General features: G+C 68.3%; 10 protein-coding genes. 7 read left to right on the forward strand and 3 right to left on the reverse strand.

Translation table 11 applies throughout. The features are described from left to right. The first annotated feature begins 10 nt into the window (after nucleotides 1–10). Entirely contained in the window at nucleotides 11–1,348 is a 1,338-nt protein-coding gene (locus ABIB29_RS14210; protein WP_354173452.1) for an RNA polymerase sigma factor, read from the forward strand. A gap of 190 nt (nucleotides 1,349–1,538) precedes the next feature. Here ABIB29_RS14210 and ABIB29_RS14215 read toward each other — a convergent pair whose 3' ends face one another. Beyond that, entirely contained in the window at nucleotides 1,539–1,760 is a 222-nt protein-coding gene (locus ABIB29_RS14215) for a DUF7455 domain-containing protein (RefSeq protein WP_354173453.1), read from the reverse strand. Nucleotides 1,761–1,998: 238 nt separating this feature from the next. Here ABIB29_RS14215 and ABIB29_RS14220 point away from each other — a divergent pair, with 238 nt between their 5' ends. Together ABIB29_RS14220 and ABIB29_RS14225 are read left to right on the forward strand one after the other, a co-directional pair. Further along, complete coding sequence (locus tag ABIB29_RS14220) at nucleotides 1,999–4,107, forward strand: DNA gyrase/topoisomerase IV subunit B (RefSeq protein ID WP_354173454.1); 2,109 nt, start codon at nucleotides 1,999–2,001, stop codon at nucleotides 4,105–4,107. 169 nt (nucleotides 4,108–4,276) lie between these two features. After that, nucleotides 4,277–5,797 (forward strand): M20/M25/M40 family metallo-hydrolase, encoded by a 1,521-nt coding sequence (locus ABIB29_RS14225; protein ID WP_354173455.1) that lies wholly within the window; start codon nucleotides 4,277–4,279, stop codon nucleotides 5,795–5,797. Between the two features lie 130 nt (nucleotides 5,798–5,927). Here ABIB29_RS14225 and ABIB29_RS14230 read toward each other — a convergent pair whose 3' ends face one another. Both ABIB29_RS14230 and ABIB29_RS14235 read right to left on the reverse strand, forming a co-directional pair. After that, nucleotides 5,928–6,917 (reverse strand): M56 family metallopeptidase, encoded by a 990-nt coding sequence (locus tag ABIB29_RS14230; RefSeq protein ID WP_354173456.1) that lies wholly within the window; start codon nucleotides 6,915–6,917, stop codon nucleotides 5,928–5,930. A 6-nt stretch (nucleotides 6,918–6,923) separates the two neighbouring features. Next, nucleotides 6,924–7,310: a BlaI/MecI/CopY family transcriptional regulator gene (locus ABIB29_RS14235; RefSeq protein WP_069951345.1), complete on the reverse strand. Its 387-nt coding sequence runs from the start codon at nucleotides 7,308–7,310 to the stop codon at nucleotides 6,924–6,926. Between the two features lie 538 nt (nucleotides 7,311–7,848). On the opposite strand from ABIB29_RS14235, the gene ABIB29_RS14240 reads away from it, so the two are divergent. From ABIB29_RS14240 to ABIB29_RS14255, 4 genes are read left to right on the forward strand one after another with little or no spacing between them, the layout of a single operon-like run. Beyond that, entirely contained in the window at nucleotides 7,849–9,450 is a 1,602-nt protein-coding gene (locus ABIB29_RS14240) for a cytochrome ubiquinol oxidase subunit I (protein ID WP_354173457.1), read from the forward strand. A 36-nt stretch (nucleotides 9,451–9,486) separates the two neighbouring features. Further along, nucleotides 9,487–10,536, forward strand: coding sequence for a cytochrome d ubiquinol oxidase subunit II (cydB, locus tag ABIB29_RS14245; protein ID WP_354173458.1), 1,050 nt, complete (start codon nucleotides 9,487–9,489; stop codon nucleotides 10,534–10,536). A 6-nt stretch (nucleotides 10,537–10,542) separates the two neighbouring features. Then, on the forward strand, nucleotides 10,543–14,112 hold the full coding sequence (gene cydD / locus ABIB29_RS14250; protein WP_354173459.1) for a thiol reductant ABC exporter subunit CydD: 3,570 nt from the start codon (nucleotides 10,543–10,545) through the stop codon (nucleotides 14,110–14,112). Nucleotides 14,113–14,133: 21 nt separating this feature from the next. Next, nucleotides 14,134–15,126 carry a GNAT family N-acetyltransferase gene (locus ABIB29_RS14255; protein WP_354173460.1) on the forward strand — a complete coding sequence of 331 codons (993 nt, stop codon included), beginning with the start codon at nucleotides 14,134–14,136 and terminating at the stop codon, nucleotides 15,124–15,126. Nucleotides 15,127–15,187 lie beyond the last annotated feature (61 nt).

The raw sequence follows: 15,187 nt of genomic DNA on the forward strand, positions 1-15,187 counted from the left end.
AAGGTTTTCTGTGACCCCGTCTTCCGCGAAGAAGGAACCCGCCGACCAGGCCGTATTGTCCCCCGAGGAGAAGAAGGCGGCGACGAGCGCCAAGCGCGCCGCCACGCGTGCAGCCAACAAGGCTGTCAAAGACGCAGCCTTGGCCGAAGGTGACACCACCGCATCGGCAGTCGCCAAGCCTGAACCCAAAAAGCGCGGGCCCAAGCCCGGCGCTAAAGCCGCGGCGCAAGCCGCCGGCAAAGCCGCCAACGGTGACGATGACACCGATGAGGAAGTCGAGGTTGACCTCGACGACGTCGTCGTGGAGGCCGTTGAGATCGGTGAGGACGGGGAGGAAATCCCCGCCAAGGCCGCCGCAGCTGCCACCGGCTCCGGCTTTGTCTACTCCGACGCCGACGACGACGACGCCCCCGTGCAGCAGGTCATGTCCGCCGGCGCCACCGCTGACCCGGTCAAGGACTACCTGAAGCAGATCGGCAAGGTCGCCCTGCTGAACGCCGAGCAGGAAGTCGACCTCGCCCTGCGCATTGAGGCTGGCCTCTTTGCCGAGGAAAAGATCAATGCTGACGACGGATCCATGGATCCGAAGCTCAAGCGTGAGCTCGAATTCGTCATCCACGACGGCAAGCGTGCGAAGAACCACCTGCTGGAGGCCAACCTCCGCCTCGTGGTCTCGCTGGCCAAGCGCTACACCGGCCGCGGCATGCTGTTCCTGGACCTGATCCAGGAAGGCAATCTGGGCTTGATCCGTGCGGTCGAGAAGTTCGATTACACCAAGGGCTTCAAGTTCTCCACCTACGCCACCTGGTGGATCCGCCAGGCGATCACCCGTGCCATGGCCGACCAGGCCCGCACCATCCGCATCCCGGTGCACATGGTGGAAGTCATCAACAAGCTGGCCCGCGTGCAGCGCCAGATGCTGCAGGACCTGGGCCGCGAACCCACCCCGGAAGAGCTGGCCCTCGAACTGGACATGACGCCCGAAAAGGTCGTCGAAGTCCAGAAGTACGGCCGCGAGCCGATTTCCCTGCACACGCCCCTGGGCGAGGACGGCGACTCCGAATTCGGTGACCTCATTGAGGACTCCGAGGCCGTGGTCCCGGCCGACGCGGTGAGCTTCACCCTGCTGCAGGAACAGCTGCACTCGGTGCTGGACACCCTCTCCGAACGCGAAGCCGGCGTGGTCGCCATGCGCTTCGGCCTGACCGACGGACAGCCGAAGACTTTAGACGAAATCGGCAAGGTCTACGGAGTCACGCGGGAGCGGATCCGCCAGATCGAATCCAAGACCATGTCCAAGCTGCGGCACCCGTCGCGGTCCCAGGTCCTCCGGGACTACCTGGACTAGGCACCCACCAGACAACGCGGGGTCACATCCCGCCCATCCTCCCCGGAGGATTGGGCCGGAAGTGACCCCGCGTTGTTCGTTGAGGGGCGCCGCTGGGTGCGGGAAGTGACGCCGCGATATTCGTTAACGCGGAAAGAGCCCCTCCGAATCCGGAGGGGCTCTTTCTCATGTGGTTTGGTGGACCCGGTCTCTAGTCGACAGGGACCGGCGGCTTCTCGTGAAGGCGCCCCGTCTCGTCGTGCCAGTCAGAGCTGAGCGGCCTGAGCGTCGGTTCTACGGCGCGGGCGTGGTGGCCGCAGAAAAGAAGCTCACCCCCGGAGGCGCCGAGAACAACCCGGACATACGCCTGTGCTCCGCAACGATCGCACCGGTCGACGGTGGTGAGTGTGCGGTCCGCAACTGCTGTTGTCATGTTCGGCCTCCTTGGTAGATCGGTATACCTATATAACCAGCATTCGCAGCGAAACCATGGCACGGATGGCCCACTTTCGCTGTACGCGTATCACGTCTCGGTAACGGGTTCCGGCGCGCGCGGCGGCCGGGGAGTGGCAGCACACCGGACAGCGGCACTCCGACTACCCTAGGAAGAGCGCCAAAAAAGCTTGCCGGTTCACTGGCAGCAGTCCCGTTCCTGAAGGAGTTTCCGCCCCGTGGCACCAAGTTCTGATTACACCGCCCGGCATCTCTCCGTGCTGGAAGGCCTCGAGGCCGTCCGCAAGCGCCCGGGCATGTACATCGGTTCCACCGACTCCCGCGGACTCATGCACTGCCTCTGGGAGATCATCGACAACTCCGTCGACGAAGCCCTCGCCGGCTTTGGCCACGACATCAAAATCATCCTGCACGCGGACAACTCGGTGGAAATCCACGACGACGGCCGCGGCGTCCCGGTGGACATCGAACCTAAAACCGGGCTGAGCGGCGTCGAAGTTGTGTTCACCAAACTGCACGCCGGCGGCAAGTTCGGCGGCGGTTCCTATACGGCCTCCGGCGGCCTGCACGGCGTGGGCGCGTCGGTCGTGAACGCCCTGTCCTCCCGGCTGGACGTGGAAGTGGACCGCGGCGGCAAAACCTACAAGATGTCCTTCCGCCGCGGCGAGCCCGGCCGCTTCAAGGACACCGGCACACGGCCGGACCCGGCCTCGGTCTTCTCGCCCTTCGTCGACGGTTCCGTCCTGGACGTCGTGGGCAAGGCCAAGCGCGGCATCACCGGCACGCGGATCCGCTACTGGGCGGACCGGCAGATCTTCACCCCGGACGCCAAGTTCTCCTACGACGAACTCGCCGCCCGCGCCCGCCAGACCTCCTTCCTGGTCCCCGGCTTGAAACTCACCGTCCGGGACGAGCGCAAGCTCCAAGGCACGCCGGGCGAGTCCGGCACGCACGAGGAGGTCTTCCACCACGACGGCGGCATCTCCGAATTCGTGGAGTATCTCGCCGCCGACCCCGCCGTCACGGACGTCTGGCGGCTCCATGGCGCCGGCAAGTTCAAGGAGACCGTTCCGGTCCTGGACGACAAGGGCCACAGCCAACTGACCGAGGTCGAACGGGACTGCGAGGTCGACGTCGCCCTCCGCTGGGGGATCGGCTACGACAGCACGGTGCGCACCTTCGTCAACATCATCTCCACGCCCAAGGGCGGAACGCACCAGACCGGCTTCGAACAGGCGCTCCTCAAAACCTTCCGCAAGGCGGTGGAGACCAATGCCCGGAAGCTGAAGGCCGGCAACGACAAGATCGAGAAGGACGACATCTTCGCCGGACTCACCGCGGTCCTCACCGTCCGGCTCGCCGAGCCGCAGTTCGAGGGCCAGACCAAGGAAATCCTGGGCACCTCGGCTGTGCGGGCCATCGTGGCGAAGGTGGTGGAACAGGAGATCAACGCGAAGCTGACCTCGTCCCACCGCAACGACAAGGCCCAGTCGGCGCTGCTGCTGGAAAAGGTCGTCAGCGAGATGAAGTCGCGCATCTCCGCCCGCGTCCACAAGGAAACCCAGCGCCGCAAGAACGCCCTCGAGACGTCCTCCATGCCAACCAAGCTTGCGGACTGCCGCACGGACGACGTCGCACGCTCCGAGCTGTTCATCGTCGAAGGCGACTCGGCGCTCGGCACCGCCAAGCTGGCGCGCTCCTCCGATTTCCAGGCGTTGCTGCCCATCCGCGGCAAGATCCTCAACGTCCAGAAGGCCTCGGTGGGCGACATGCTCTCCAACGCCGAGTGCGCGGCGCTCATCCAGGTGGTGGGCGCGGGCTCCGGCCGGAGCTTCGACATCAGCGCCGCCCGGTACGGCAAGGTCATCCTGATGACCGACGCCGACGTCGACGGCGCCCACATCCGTACGCTCCTGCTCACGCTGTTCTTCCGCTATATGCGGCCGATGATCGAGCAGGGCAGGGTCTTCGCGGCCGTCCCGCCGCTGCACCGGGTGGAGGTCATCAACGCCGGCCAGAAGGCCAACGAGATGATCTACACCTACTCGGAGGCGGAACTGCACGTTCTGCTGGAGAGGCTCGCGAAGGAAAGCAAGCGGTACAAGGAGCCAATCCAGCGCTACAAGGGCCTGGGTGAGATGGACGCGGAGCAGTTGGCAGAGACCACGATGGACCCGCGGCACCGCACCCTGCGCAAGGTCGGCATCGAGAACGCCAAGCAGGCGGAGGAGACCTTTGACCTGCTGATGGGATCCGACGTCGCGCCGCGCAAGGACTTCATCATCGCCGGAGCGGCGAGCCTGGACCGGGAGCGCATCGACGCCTGAGATCCGTCCCTCACCGGTGCTGGGGCGGTCATTGTCCTAGCCGTTGCCGGATCACGACAGTGCCCAACTGCCCTCTAACCCAGTTTGCCTCCTTCCGATAGTGTCGTCTCACGGCCCCGGGCAATGACGCCCGGGGCCGGATTCCGCAGCATAAATCCAGGAGATCCCTATGAGGCAAACTCGGAATATCCAGCGCGCGGCCATCGCCGCCACGATCGGCCTGGCGGTCAGCTTCGCGCCGCCGGCCACTGCAGCAACCGGAACCGACTCGGAGGCCCTGCGCACCGCAGTGTCCGCGCCGAACATCATGACCCATCTCAACGCCCTCCAGGCCATCGCCGACGCCAACGGCGGCAACCGCGCAGCTGACAGCACGGGCTACGAGGCCTCGCTCCTGTACATCAAGGGCAAACTGGATGCAGCCGGCTACACCCCGGTGCTCCAGCCGTTCAGCTACGACCGCTACGACTTCACGTCGGCGTCACTCGAGCGCGTAGCACCGGATCCGGAGACGTATACCTATGGAACCGGCTTCCTGGACATGTCCTACTCCGGTGCGGGCGACGTCACCGCCCCGCTGACCGCCGTCGACCTCAACCTCGCCGGTGACCATGCCTCGACCAGCGGCTGCGAAGCGGCCGACTTCGCCGGCTTCACGCCGGGAAACATCGCCTTGATCCAGCGCGGCACCTGCACCTTCCGGATCAAGGCGGACAACGCCGCCGCGGCCGGGGCCTCGGGGGCAATCATCTTCAACCAGGGCAACGTCGTCCCGGGCGATGACCGCCTCGGCCTCTTCGGCGGCACACTGGACCTGCCCCAGGCCTCCATCCCGGTGGTCAGCACCAGCTACGCGACCGGCGCCGAACTCGCCGCGCTCAGCGGCGTGGTGATGCACCTGGCTGTCGAGGCAGGTGTGACCACGATCGAATCCTTCAACATCCTGGCGGATACCGGCGGACGTGCCGATCGCACCGTGGTGGTGGGCGCGCACCTGGACTCCGTGGCGGAGGGCCCCGGCATCAACGACAACGGCTCGGGATCGGCTGCGATCCTGGAGACCGCGCTCCAACTGAAAGCCTTGGGCATTGAACCGACCAACCGGATCCGCTTCGCGTTCTGGGGAGGGGAAGAGGACGGACTGATCGGGTCCGGGCACTATGTCTCCCAGTTGACGACCCGCCAGGTCAAGGAACATGCCGTCAACCTCAACTTCGACATGGTCGGTTCGCCGAACTTCGTCCGCTACGTCTATGACGGCGACGGCTCGGCGTTCGGCGAGAAGGGTCCCAACGGCTCCGCGCTGGTGGAGAAGGTGTTCCTGGACTACTTCAAGTCCCAGAACCTGCCCGTTGCGCCGACCGCCTTTGACGGACGGTCCGACTACTTCGGTTTTATCAGCACCGGCATCCCGGCGGGCGGATTGTTCACCGGCGCAGAGGATTTGAAGACCCCAGAAGAGGCGGCCATCTTCGGCGGCGAAGCAGGTGCCCCGCTGGACCCCTGCTACCACGCGGCCTGCGACACCATCGCCAACGTCAACGTTGATGTGCTGGAAGAAATGGCGGACGCGATCGCCCACACAACGCTCACCTTCGGCATGACCACCTCAGCGGTCAACGGCTCGGCAAAGGGTAATGGGTCCGGAAATGTGGACCTCGAATACAAGGCCAACAAGCTGCTTAAGTAGGCGCGGGTCACAAACCGCGCAACGGGTGCCGGGCCGCTCAGCCTTCGGGCGGGGCGGCCCGGCCTCCGCGCGGGCATCGCCCAGCGCGGGTTGCCGCGGCAGGGGTCGCCGAGGAAGGGCCGGGGAGGGCTCAGCCCAGCAGGCCGGGAACAATCAGCAGTGCCGTCGGAACCGCCAGCAGCAGCAGGCAAGCCGCCAGAACAGCCGCGCGCAGGGGTTCCGGGAGGGGAGGCTGCGGCGAGAGCAGGCGGCTGACGCGGGACGCCGTCGTCCTGGCCGAACCGGCGCCGCCAGTGGCACCCAACTGGCCGGGCTCGCCGTCGGACAGGTCCGGATCCCCGAAGGCCATCCGGGCGCCGGCGGCGCCGGGGGAGCCGCTGGCCACAATCGCGATCGCCTTGATCAGGGTGGCCTTGCTCTCGGTCTTCAACGCCACATCGTCGGCGAGCATCTCGATCAGCGAGCTGACAGCTTCCTGCGCCAGCCGCGTGGTGGGAAGCCAGGGCAGCGCCTGCCGCCAGGCCGCAAAAGCCCAGAGCAGCAAATGGTGGTGCTGGTCCAAATGTGCGTTCTCGTGGTTCAGGACCGCGCGGAGTTCGGCGGGTTCCAGGGCCGCCATGAGTCCGTCGGAGAGCACGGTGACCGAGCGGGCGCCCCCGGGCAGGCAGTATGCGACGGGGGAGTCGACGTTGATCACCATGGTCCGCGGACCATCAGCGGACGGGGACGCGAGCAGTGCCAGCAGTTCGCGGTGCCGACGCCGCTGGCGCTGGATCTTGTAGTACGTCAGCAGCAGGGTGAAGACCAGATGGGCGCTCAGCAGCGCCGCGGCCGAGAGCGCAAAGATGTGCCAGAAGCCCAGTGCCGTGGTGGGCGCGTTGTTGAAGACCATCCCGGCCAGTGCCTTGAGGCCGGCCAGCAGGTTGTCCCCGATCGGTTCCAGTCCGTAGACCAGCATGGCGCCGATCATGGACAGCCCGCCGGCGAGGGCAATTGCCTGCCACAGCAGCATCGCCGTGAAGGGCGATCGTGCCGGCCACTGGGCGCGGGACAGCACGACAGGCACCGGCCAGGCCAGCGCTATCGCCAGGACCGCCAAAAACCATGAGGTCCAGAACATCGGGCGCTAGCTGAGTCCCAGGAGCTTGCGCAGCGTTTCTGCCTCGGTGTCGGTGACGGAACCAATAAAGCGGGCCAGTACGGCCTCGCGGTCCGGTGCGGAGCCCAGAACCTCGTGCATCAGCTCAGCGGTGTGGTCCTCGCGGCTGGAAACTGCCTGGTAGCGGTGCGGGCGGGTGCCGCGTTCACGCTCCACCAGGCCCTTGCGCTCCAGACGGGAGAGTACGGTCAGCACCGTCGTGACGGCCAGGTCCTTGCCCTCATGTCCAGCGGTACCGTTTTCGGGGCGCGTGCTCTGGGCGAGCAGGTCCCGCAGGGTGTTCGCTGTCGCAGCCTCATGGCCTGCCCAGAGCAGGTCCATCACTGCCCGTTCCAGTTCACCGAGACTTGCCATTGCGTACGTCCTTCGTGAGGGCCGCTCCGGCGAATCGACTCGGCCGGGCGGTAGTGGATACTTCAGTCTTAAATTTAGCGTGTTTTGCGGATAGTTTCTACATGAGGTAGAAGTGTCCGGCCCGGGCGTGTCGCGCAGGGTGCCTGGTCGTTGCGGAGAGGTCGTTCCGGATCGGGCCAGAGGCCCTCGATTGCTTCCGGCCGGCCGGGTGCGGCAACCCGGCCCGCGGGGCTGGGAGCTGGCGTCTTCTTCCGGTCAATCAGAGCCTCGGCTCCGTGCTCATCAGAATGGCGGCGCAGGTACTGCGCGTGGGGCCCTGAAACGGTCCCTGGTCGACGCGCTGCGGAAAGATCCGGTCACGATGTCGGGTTGTTGAAGTTCGGGCCTCCTCTCCATGAGCCACCGGCGGCGCCTCCATTGCGGGGCCGTTCCGCGCCGTGGGACTCTGGATGCAGTGAACCACCAAAGTGTTCTACACTCTGTAGAAGAATCTTTCTACGTGATGTAGAAGTTGCTCCTAGCAAAGTTAGGGACTGCCTTGGACGCCCTGGAAATCGCACGCTGGCAATTCGGAATCACCACCGTCTACCACTTTATGATGGTGCCGCTCACGATTGGCCTGGGCCTCGTCGTTGCCGTGATCCAGACGATGTGGCACCGGACCGGCAAGCCGGAGTACCTCCGGATGACCAAGTTCTGGGGCAAGCTCTTCCTGATCAACTTCATCATGGGAGTCGCCACCGGCATCGTGCAGGAATTCCAGTTCGGCATGGCATGGAGCGAATACAGCCGCTTTGTGGGCGACGTGTTCGGCGCCCCGCTGGCCATGGAGGCCCTGCTGGCGTTCTTCGTGGAGTCGACGTTCCTGGGTCTCTGGATTTTCGGCTGGAAGCAGCTCAAACCCGCCGTCCACCTGGCCTGCCTCTGGATCGCCGTGATCGGTTCGGTCTTCTCCGCCTACTTCATCATCGTCGCAAACAGCTGGATGCAGCACCCGGTGGGCGTTGAAATGATCAACGGACGCCCGGTGATGACCGATGCCTGGGCGGTCTTCACCAACAACACCGCCCTCGTCGCAGTGCCGCACACTATCTTCGGCGCCCTGGCCGTCGCCGGCGCCTTCCTGCTCGGCATCGCCTGGTACCACTTGTGGCGCCGCCGGCACGACGGGATCGACACCATCGGCCCGGACGGCAAGGTCATTCCCGGCGAGGCCGCAATCCCCGGCCGGGACCGCACCGACCACGCCGTCTGGATCCGGTCCCTGCGGATCGGCGCCGTCGTCGCCATGATCTCTTTCGCCGGCACCGCCGTCACCGGGGACCTGCAGGGCAAACTGATGTTCGAACAGCAACCCATGAAGATGGCCGCCGCCGAAGCGGCCTGCCACGACGGCACCGGCTTTTCCATTCTGAGCATCGGCAACCTCGGCTCCAAGAACTGCGATGACATCGTCGCGCTCATCGAGGTTCCCGGAATCCTGTCCTTCCTCGCCAAGGGCGATTTCACCACCGAGGTCAAGGGCGTGAACAGCCTGATCGACCAGTACAAAGCCGACTACGGCACCAACCTGCCGGACAACCCCATCTACGGGGAACGGGCCGGGCAGGAAATCCAGTACGTCCCGGTCATGGAGGTCACCTACTGGGGCTTCCGGATGATGATCGGCTTCGGCGGACTGGCTGCCCTGGCCGCGCTGGTTGCCCTCTGGCTGACCCGCAGTGGGACGGTACCCGCGTCCCGCGGCCTCATGCGGCTGGCCGTGTTCGGGATCCTGGCGCCGTTCGGAGCCAATGCCGCCGGCTGGATCTTCACCGAGATGGGCCGCCAGCCGTTCGTCGTCGCCCCCAACCCGGACCCCAGCGGGATCGACCAGGTCTTTATGTTCACTGCCGCCGCCGTCTCACCCGGCGTCTCGGCCGGTGAGCTCCTGACCTCACTGGTGGTGCTCACGGCGGTTTACGCGGTGCTGCTGGTGGTCGAGGTCAAGCTGCTGGTCAAGTACATCCGTGGCGGGGTGGTCGCGGCCATGCCGGAACTCGCGCACGCCCCCGTGGACGAGAACGAGGATGCCACCCCCAAGGGCGGTGGCCCCGGCAAGCCCGGGGACGCCGACGACGTCCTGGCCTTCGCCTACTAAGCCTTCGGTCCCCAAGAAACGCAGAGGATACTCAGCATGGAACTGCTTCCCACCATCTGGTTCATCGCCATCGCGGTGCTGTGGACGGGCTATCTCTTTCTCGAGGGCTTTGACCTCGGCGTCGGGATGCTGATGAAGGGCTTCGCCCGGAACAACACCGAACGCCGCGTGCTGCTCAACACGATCGGGCCCGTCTGGGACGGCAACGAGGTCTGGCTCCTGACCGCAGGAGGTGCCACCTTCGCGGCCTTCCCGCTCTGGTACGCGTCCCTGTTCTCAGCGCTCTACCTGCCGCTGCTGCTGGTCCTCGTCGCCCTCATCTTCCGCGCCGTGGCCTTCGAATACCGCGGCAAGGTGGACAACCCCCGGTGGCGGGCCCGCTGGGACTGGGCCATCTCCCTCGGCTCCCTCGTGGCGGCCTTCGGCATTGGCGCGGCCCTGGGACTGACCACCACCGGACTCCCGATCAACGCCAACGGCGACCGCGAAGGCGGACCGTTCGCGTGGTTCAGCGCCTATGCGGTGCTGGGCGGCCTCGCCGTCGTCGGCTTCTCACTGCTGCACGGCCTGGCCTTCCTGGCCCTCAAGACCGACGGCGACGTCCGGCACCGCGCCCGCCAGTGGTTCGTCCGGCTACTGCCCGTCCTGCTGCTGCCGATCGCGGGCTGGGCGATCAGCCTTCAGCTGCTCAGCGGCGAGGTGTGGACCGTCCTGGCGGTCCTCGCCGCCGTCGTCGCCGCCGCCATGGCGTGGAACTTCGCCCGGACCGGTGCCGAAGGCCGCGCGTTCCTGTCCCTGGGCACGTTCCTGCTCCTCGGCAGCGCCTCGATCTTCGGTGCCGCCTTCCCGGTCGTGCTGCCGTCCACACTGAACCCGGACTTCAACCTGACCATCGCCAACGCGTCCTCCTCCGACTACACCCTGGGGCTCATGAGCATCGTCGCCCTCATCGGGCTGCCCCTGGTGCTTGCCTACCAGGCATGGACCTACTGGGTGTTCCGGCGCCGGGTGAGCGACGCGCATATCCCCGAGGCCCACAGCTTCCTCCCCGCCATCGCCGCCAAAGCCCTGGCCCCCAAGGACTAGCACCTGATGAGACCGCAGTTCCCCACAGGCCCCGCCAACCGCGCCGCCCTCTACCTGCTCGGCCTGCTCGCGGCCCTGAAGGCACTGTCCCTCGTGCTGATCGCCCAGGCGGTCGCATCCATGCTGGCGGGGCTGATAGCCGGCGACCCGGCCTGGGGCGGGCAGCTGTACTGGGGGGTTGCGGGTGTGGCGCTGCGGTCCCTGACGGTCTGGGCGCAGGCGGTCGCGTCGCGCCGGGCGGCGCTGGGAGTGAAGGAGGAGCTGCGCTCGCAGCTGCTCGAGCGGGCGCTGCGCAACGGCACCCGGTCCGCCGGCCCTTCCGATGGGGGCCTCGCCATCCTGGCGACCCGGGGTCTGGACGCCCTGGACAGCTACTACACCCAGTTCCTGCCGGCGCTGGTGAACTGCGCCGCGATCCCGTTGCTGCTGGGCGCGCGCATCCTGTACGCCGACTGGATCAGCGCCGCCGTGATCGTGCTGACGGTCCCGCTGGTCCCGCTGTTTATGATCCTGATCGGCCGCTACACCGATGACCGCGTCCGGGACGCCCAGTCGGCCCTGGCGCGGCTGTCCGGCCACATGCTGGAGCTTGCCAAGGGCCTGCCCGTGCTCGTGGGACTGGGCCGCGCCACCGCCCAGCGCAAGGCCTTGGAGGATCTCTCCGAGGAGTACCGCCACCGGACCATGGGAACCCTGCGGACCGCCTTCCTCTCCGCCCTCGCACTGGAACTCATCGCGACCATTTCCGTGGCCGTGGTCGCGGTCTTCATCGGCGTCCGGCTGGTGCACGGCGACATGGCGCTGGAAGCAGGGCTGCTGGCCCTGATTCTCGCCCCCGACTGCTACCTGCCGCTGCGCGAACTGGGCACCGCCCACCACGCGAGCGACGACGGCCGAGCCGCGCTCGCCGAAACCACCACCGTCCTCGAGGCACCCGAGCCCGTACCCCTGCGGCCCGCCGCGCCCGCCGCGGCCGCCTCCGGGGCGGACGCCGGGGCCGACGGTCCGCCGGCCCTGGGCGTGGCCGGACTGACCGTCCGCTACGGCGGCAGGACGGATGCCGCCGTCGGGCCGCTGAGCTTCACGGCAGCCTCTGGCCGCATCACCGCCCTCGATGGCCCCAGCGGCGCCGGCAAGAGCACCGTCCTCGGGGTGCTGGCCGGCACCATCGGGACCGGCGGCGGGACGGACCAGGAAACCACCGTCACCGGACGGCTCAAAGGATTTACGACGGCGGACCTCGCCTGGGTGCCGCAGCACCCCGTGATGGTCGCCCCCACCGTGCTGGACGAGATCCGGCTGTATCTCGGATCCGACCTGCAAACTGCGGCGGACGGCAACACCGGTGATCGGGGCCAGGCTGCGAGCCAGGCAACGGCCTTGCGCTGCCTGGCAGCCTGCGCCGCGGAGCACCTTGCAGCGAAGCATCCCGCCGAACTCAGCCCGGGGGAGCTGCGCCGCGTCGCACTCGCCCGCGGCCTGGCACGGATCGAAGCCGGAGCCCGCGTGCTGCTGCTCGATGAACCCACCGCCCACCTGGACCGGGACTCCGCCACCGCCGTGAGCCGTGCCATCGCCGCGCTCCGCGGCAGGGTCACCATCCTGCTGGTGGCCCACGACCGGCTGACCCGGGAACTCGCCGACGAACTCGTGCCCGTGGCACCCGGGGCCCCGCCGGCGCCCGGTGCCGACGCATCCGCCGTTCCAGCATCCGCCCTGGAAGCGTCAGCTACCCAGGCATCCACCGCGGGGGCCCCCGGCGACGAAACCGCGCTGTTTGAACCCCGGCCGACCGACGTCGCGCCCCCCGGGCCCCGGGCCGCGGAACTCGAGCAGCCCAACAACGTGGAGCACAGGCCACGGACCGGGGCCGCCGGACACGCCCCGCGCGGGTCAACGGCAACCCGGCTCCGCCGGCTGCTCGCACCCGTGGGAGCCAAGTTCGCCGCGGCCGGCGCCGTCGGGACCCTGGCCGCGCTCTTCGCCGTCGCCCTCTCCGGGCTCTCCGGCTGGCTGATCATCCGCGCCAGCGAGCAGCCGCCCATCCTGTACCTGCTCACCGCGATCGTTGGCGTGCGCTTCTTCGGCATCGGCCGGGCCGCGCTGCGCTATCTGGAACGCCTCCTGCTGCACGACGCCGTCTTTGCCGCCCTGACCCGGCTCCGTGGCCGGCTCTGGGAGTCACTGAGCCGGCGGGCCCTCTCGCTGCGCCGGCTGCTGCAGGGCGGCAACGTCCTGGGCACCGTGGTGGACGACGTCGACACGGTCCGGGAGCTGCTGCCCCGGGTGGTCCTGCCTCCGCTCACCGCCGTGGCTGTCGCGGCCGCGGCGGTCACCGGCATCGCGCTGCTCCTGCCGGCTGCGCTCCCCGCCGTGATCGCCGCCGCCGTGCTGAGCCTTGTGGCGGCCCCCGCCCTCGCGCTGGCAGCGGACCGGATGTCCGCCGGCACCGAGCAGCGGCTGCGCTCCGGTGTCCTCCGCGAGGTGGCGGCAGCCCTCGACGCCCGCGCCGAACTCCACGCCAACAGCGTCTCCGCGCCGGTGCTCGCGGCCATTACCCGCGCCGACCGCTCCGCGACCGCCGCCTCCCAGCGTTCGGCCTGGGCCGAAGGACTCGGCCAGGGGCTGACGGTGCTGGCCTGCGGGACGGCTGCCCTGGCCAGTGCCGCGCTGGCCGCTCCGCTGGCCCTCAGCGGAGCGGTTGAGGCCTCCATTGTTGCCGTAGTGGTGCTGCTGCAGCTCGCGCTCGTGGAGCCGTACGCGGCCATCACGACGGCGGTCCGGCAATACCCGGCGCTGCGGGCCGTGCTGGATCGCATCGGCGAAGCGGGCGTCCTGGACGACGGCGACGCCGCCGGCGCGTCCTCCGGTCTGGTGCCCGTCGCCGGCAGGCCCGGCGGCAGGCCCGGCATCGAGCTGCAGGACCTGGCAGCCGCCTGGCCGGGCGTGCCGCCGGTCTTCACCGGGCTCAGCGCCACAGCCGAACCGGGGCGCTGGCTCTCCGTCACCGGGACCTCGGGCTCCGGAAAATCCACCCTCCTGGCCGTCGTCCTGGGGTTCCTGCCGGCGGCCAGCGGCCAGATCCTGCTGAGCGGGCGTGCTGCGTGGTGCCCGCAGGAGGCGCACCTCTTCGATTCGACGATCCGCGGCAACCTGCTGCTGGGGCTTCCGGAGAGCCAGCGCGGGGGAGAGCCGGAGCCGCGCCTGCAGGGTGCCCTGGCCGCGGTGGGCCTCGGACCGCTGGTCGGGCGGCTGGAGCACGGCCTGGACACCCGGATCGGACCCGGCGGAGCCTTCCTCAGCGGCGGCGAACGCCAGCGCCTTGCCGTCGCCCGCACGCTCCTGACCGGCGCGGACGTGATCCTGCTCGATGAACCCACCGCCCACCTGGATGCGGAGTCCGGCCGGGCGATGCTGGCCGAGCTCCGGCACGGCCTGCGGGACCGCACGGTGGTGCTGGTGACCCACAACCCGGAGGACATCGCCGCGGAGGACGCCCGGCTGGACCTGGACCGTGCGGCGGACAGGAACGCTGCGCGGTCCCCGGAGCCAACGCCGTCGCTGGCGCGGGGGTAGGCCGGACGTTAGCCTGTTGCCATGGACGGACATGCCGATCCCCTGGCCAGCCTGGACCCCCGCCTTCAGTGGCGGGCCGCCGGGCCCGCGGACCTGGATGACTGGGCGGCGCTGACCGCCCGGACCGCCGCCGTCGAACAGCCCGTCTGGTTCGAACGCCGCGCCGACCTGGCACAGGTCCTCGAATCGCAGAAGAACCCGGCCGCCGCGAATACGGTTCTCGGCTTCGACGCGCAGGGCACAGCCAGGGCCTACGGCCGGATCACCAAGAACCCGGACGGTGAGAAGGCGATCGGGTATGGCTGCGTCGATCCCGTGTGGCAGGGAAACGGGATCGGCACCGGGCTGCTGGGCTGGATGGAGGCAAGGACCCGGCAGCGTTTTGCCGCGGACGCGGTGAACGGTTCCACCCCCAGGCTGCGGCTCCATATGGAACAGCAGCACACCCACCAGGCCTCCCTCTTCGGGGAGGCCGGCTACCGGATCGTCCGCTACTACAACGAGATGCACCGGCCCTTGGCGGGCGGCTTTCCCGAGGCGGCGCCGGGTGAGGGGCTGGAAATCGTGGGCTTCGGGCCCGAACTGCATGAGTCCGTGCGGCTGGCGCACAACGAGGCGTTCCGGGACCACTGGGGCAGCGAGCCCCGGGACGAGGAGGCCTGGGGCTTTGTGGTGAACGATCCGCTGGCCCGGCCGGACCTGAGCGCCGTCGTTGTGGAGCAGTCCACCGGGAAGGTGGCCGGCTACCAGCTCGCCAGCCATGACGCTGTCAGCGCTGAGTCGCGGGGCTACAGGGAGGGCTACACGGACCTGCTGGGGGTTCGGCGCGAGTTCCGCGGCCGCGGAGTGGCGCTGGCGCTCCTGGCCGATGCGATGCGCCGCTTCGCCGCGGCCGGGATGGACAAGGCCTCGCTCGACGTCGACTCGGAGAACCCCACCGGGGCCCTGGCCCTCTACGCCAAGATGGGCTACGTCGCCGTCAACACCAGCATGGCCTGGGACAAGGAACTGTAGCTACCCGTCCACACGCTACCCATCCACGCGCTACCCGTCCACGCGCTACCCGTCCACGCGC

This window comes from Arthrobacter sp. UYEF36, assembly GCF_040547025.1.
Taxonomy (GTDB): Bacteria; Actinomycetota; Actinomycetes; order Actinomycetales; family Micrococcaceae; genus Arthrobacter.

What these genes read in the sequence shown, in the direction of transcription:
- ABIB29_RS14230 (WP_354173456.1), bottom strand. Translation starts at nt 6,917, where the DNA reads ATGTTCTGGACCTCATGGTTTTTGGCGGTCCTGGCGATAGCGCTGGCC.
- ABIB29_RS14235 (WP_069951345.1), bottom strand. Translation starts at nt 7,310, where the DNA reads ATGGCAAGTCTCGGTGAACTGGAACGGGCAGTGATGGACCTGCTCTGG.
- cydB (WP_354173458.1), top strand. Translation starts at nt 9,487, where the DNA reads ATGGAACTGCTTCCCACCATCTGGTTCATCGCCATCGCGGTGCTGTGG.
- ABIB29_RS14255 (WP_354173460.1), top strand. Translation starts at nt 14,134, where the DNA reads ATGGACGGACATGCCGATCCCCTGGCCAGCCTGGACCCCCGCCTTCAG.
- cydD (WP_354173459.1), top strand. Translation starts at nt 10,543, where the DNA reads ATGAGACCGCAGTTCCCCACAGGCCCCGCCAACCGCGCCGCCCTCTAC.
- ABIB29_RS14215 (WP_354173453.1), bottom strand. Translation starts at nt 1,760, where the DNA reads ATGACAACAGCAGTTGCGGACCGCACACTCACCACCGTCGACCGGTGC.
- ABIB29_RS14225 (WP_354173455.1), top strand. Translation starts at nt 4,277, where the DNA reads ATGAGGCAAACTCGGAATATCCAGCGCGCGGCCATCGCCGCCACGATC.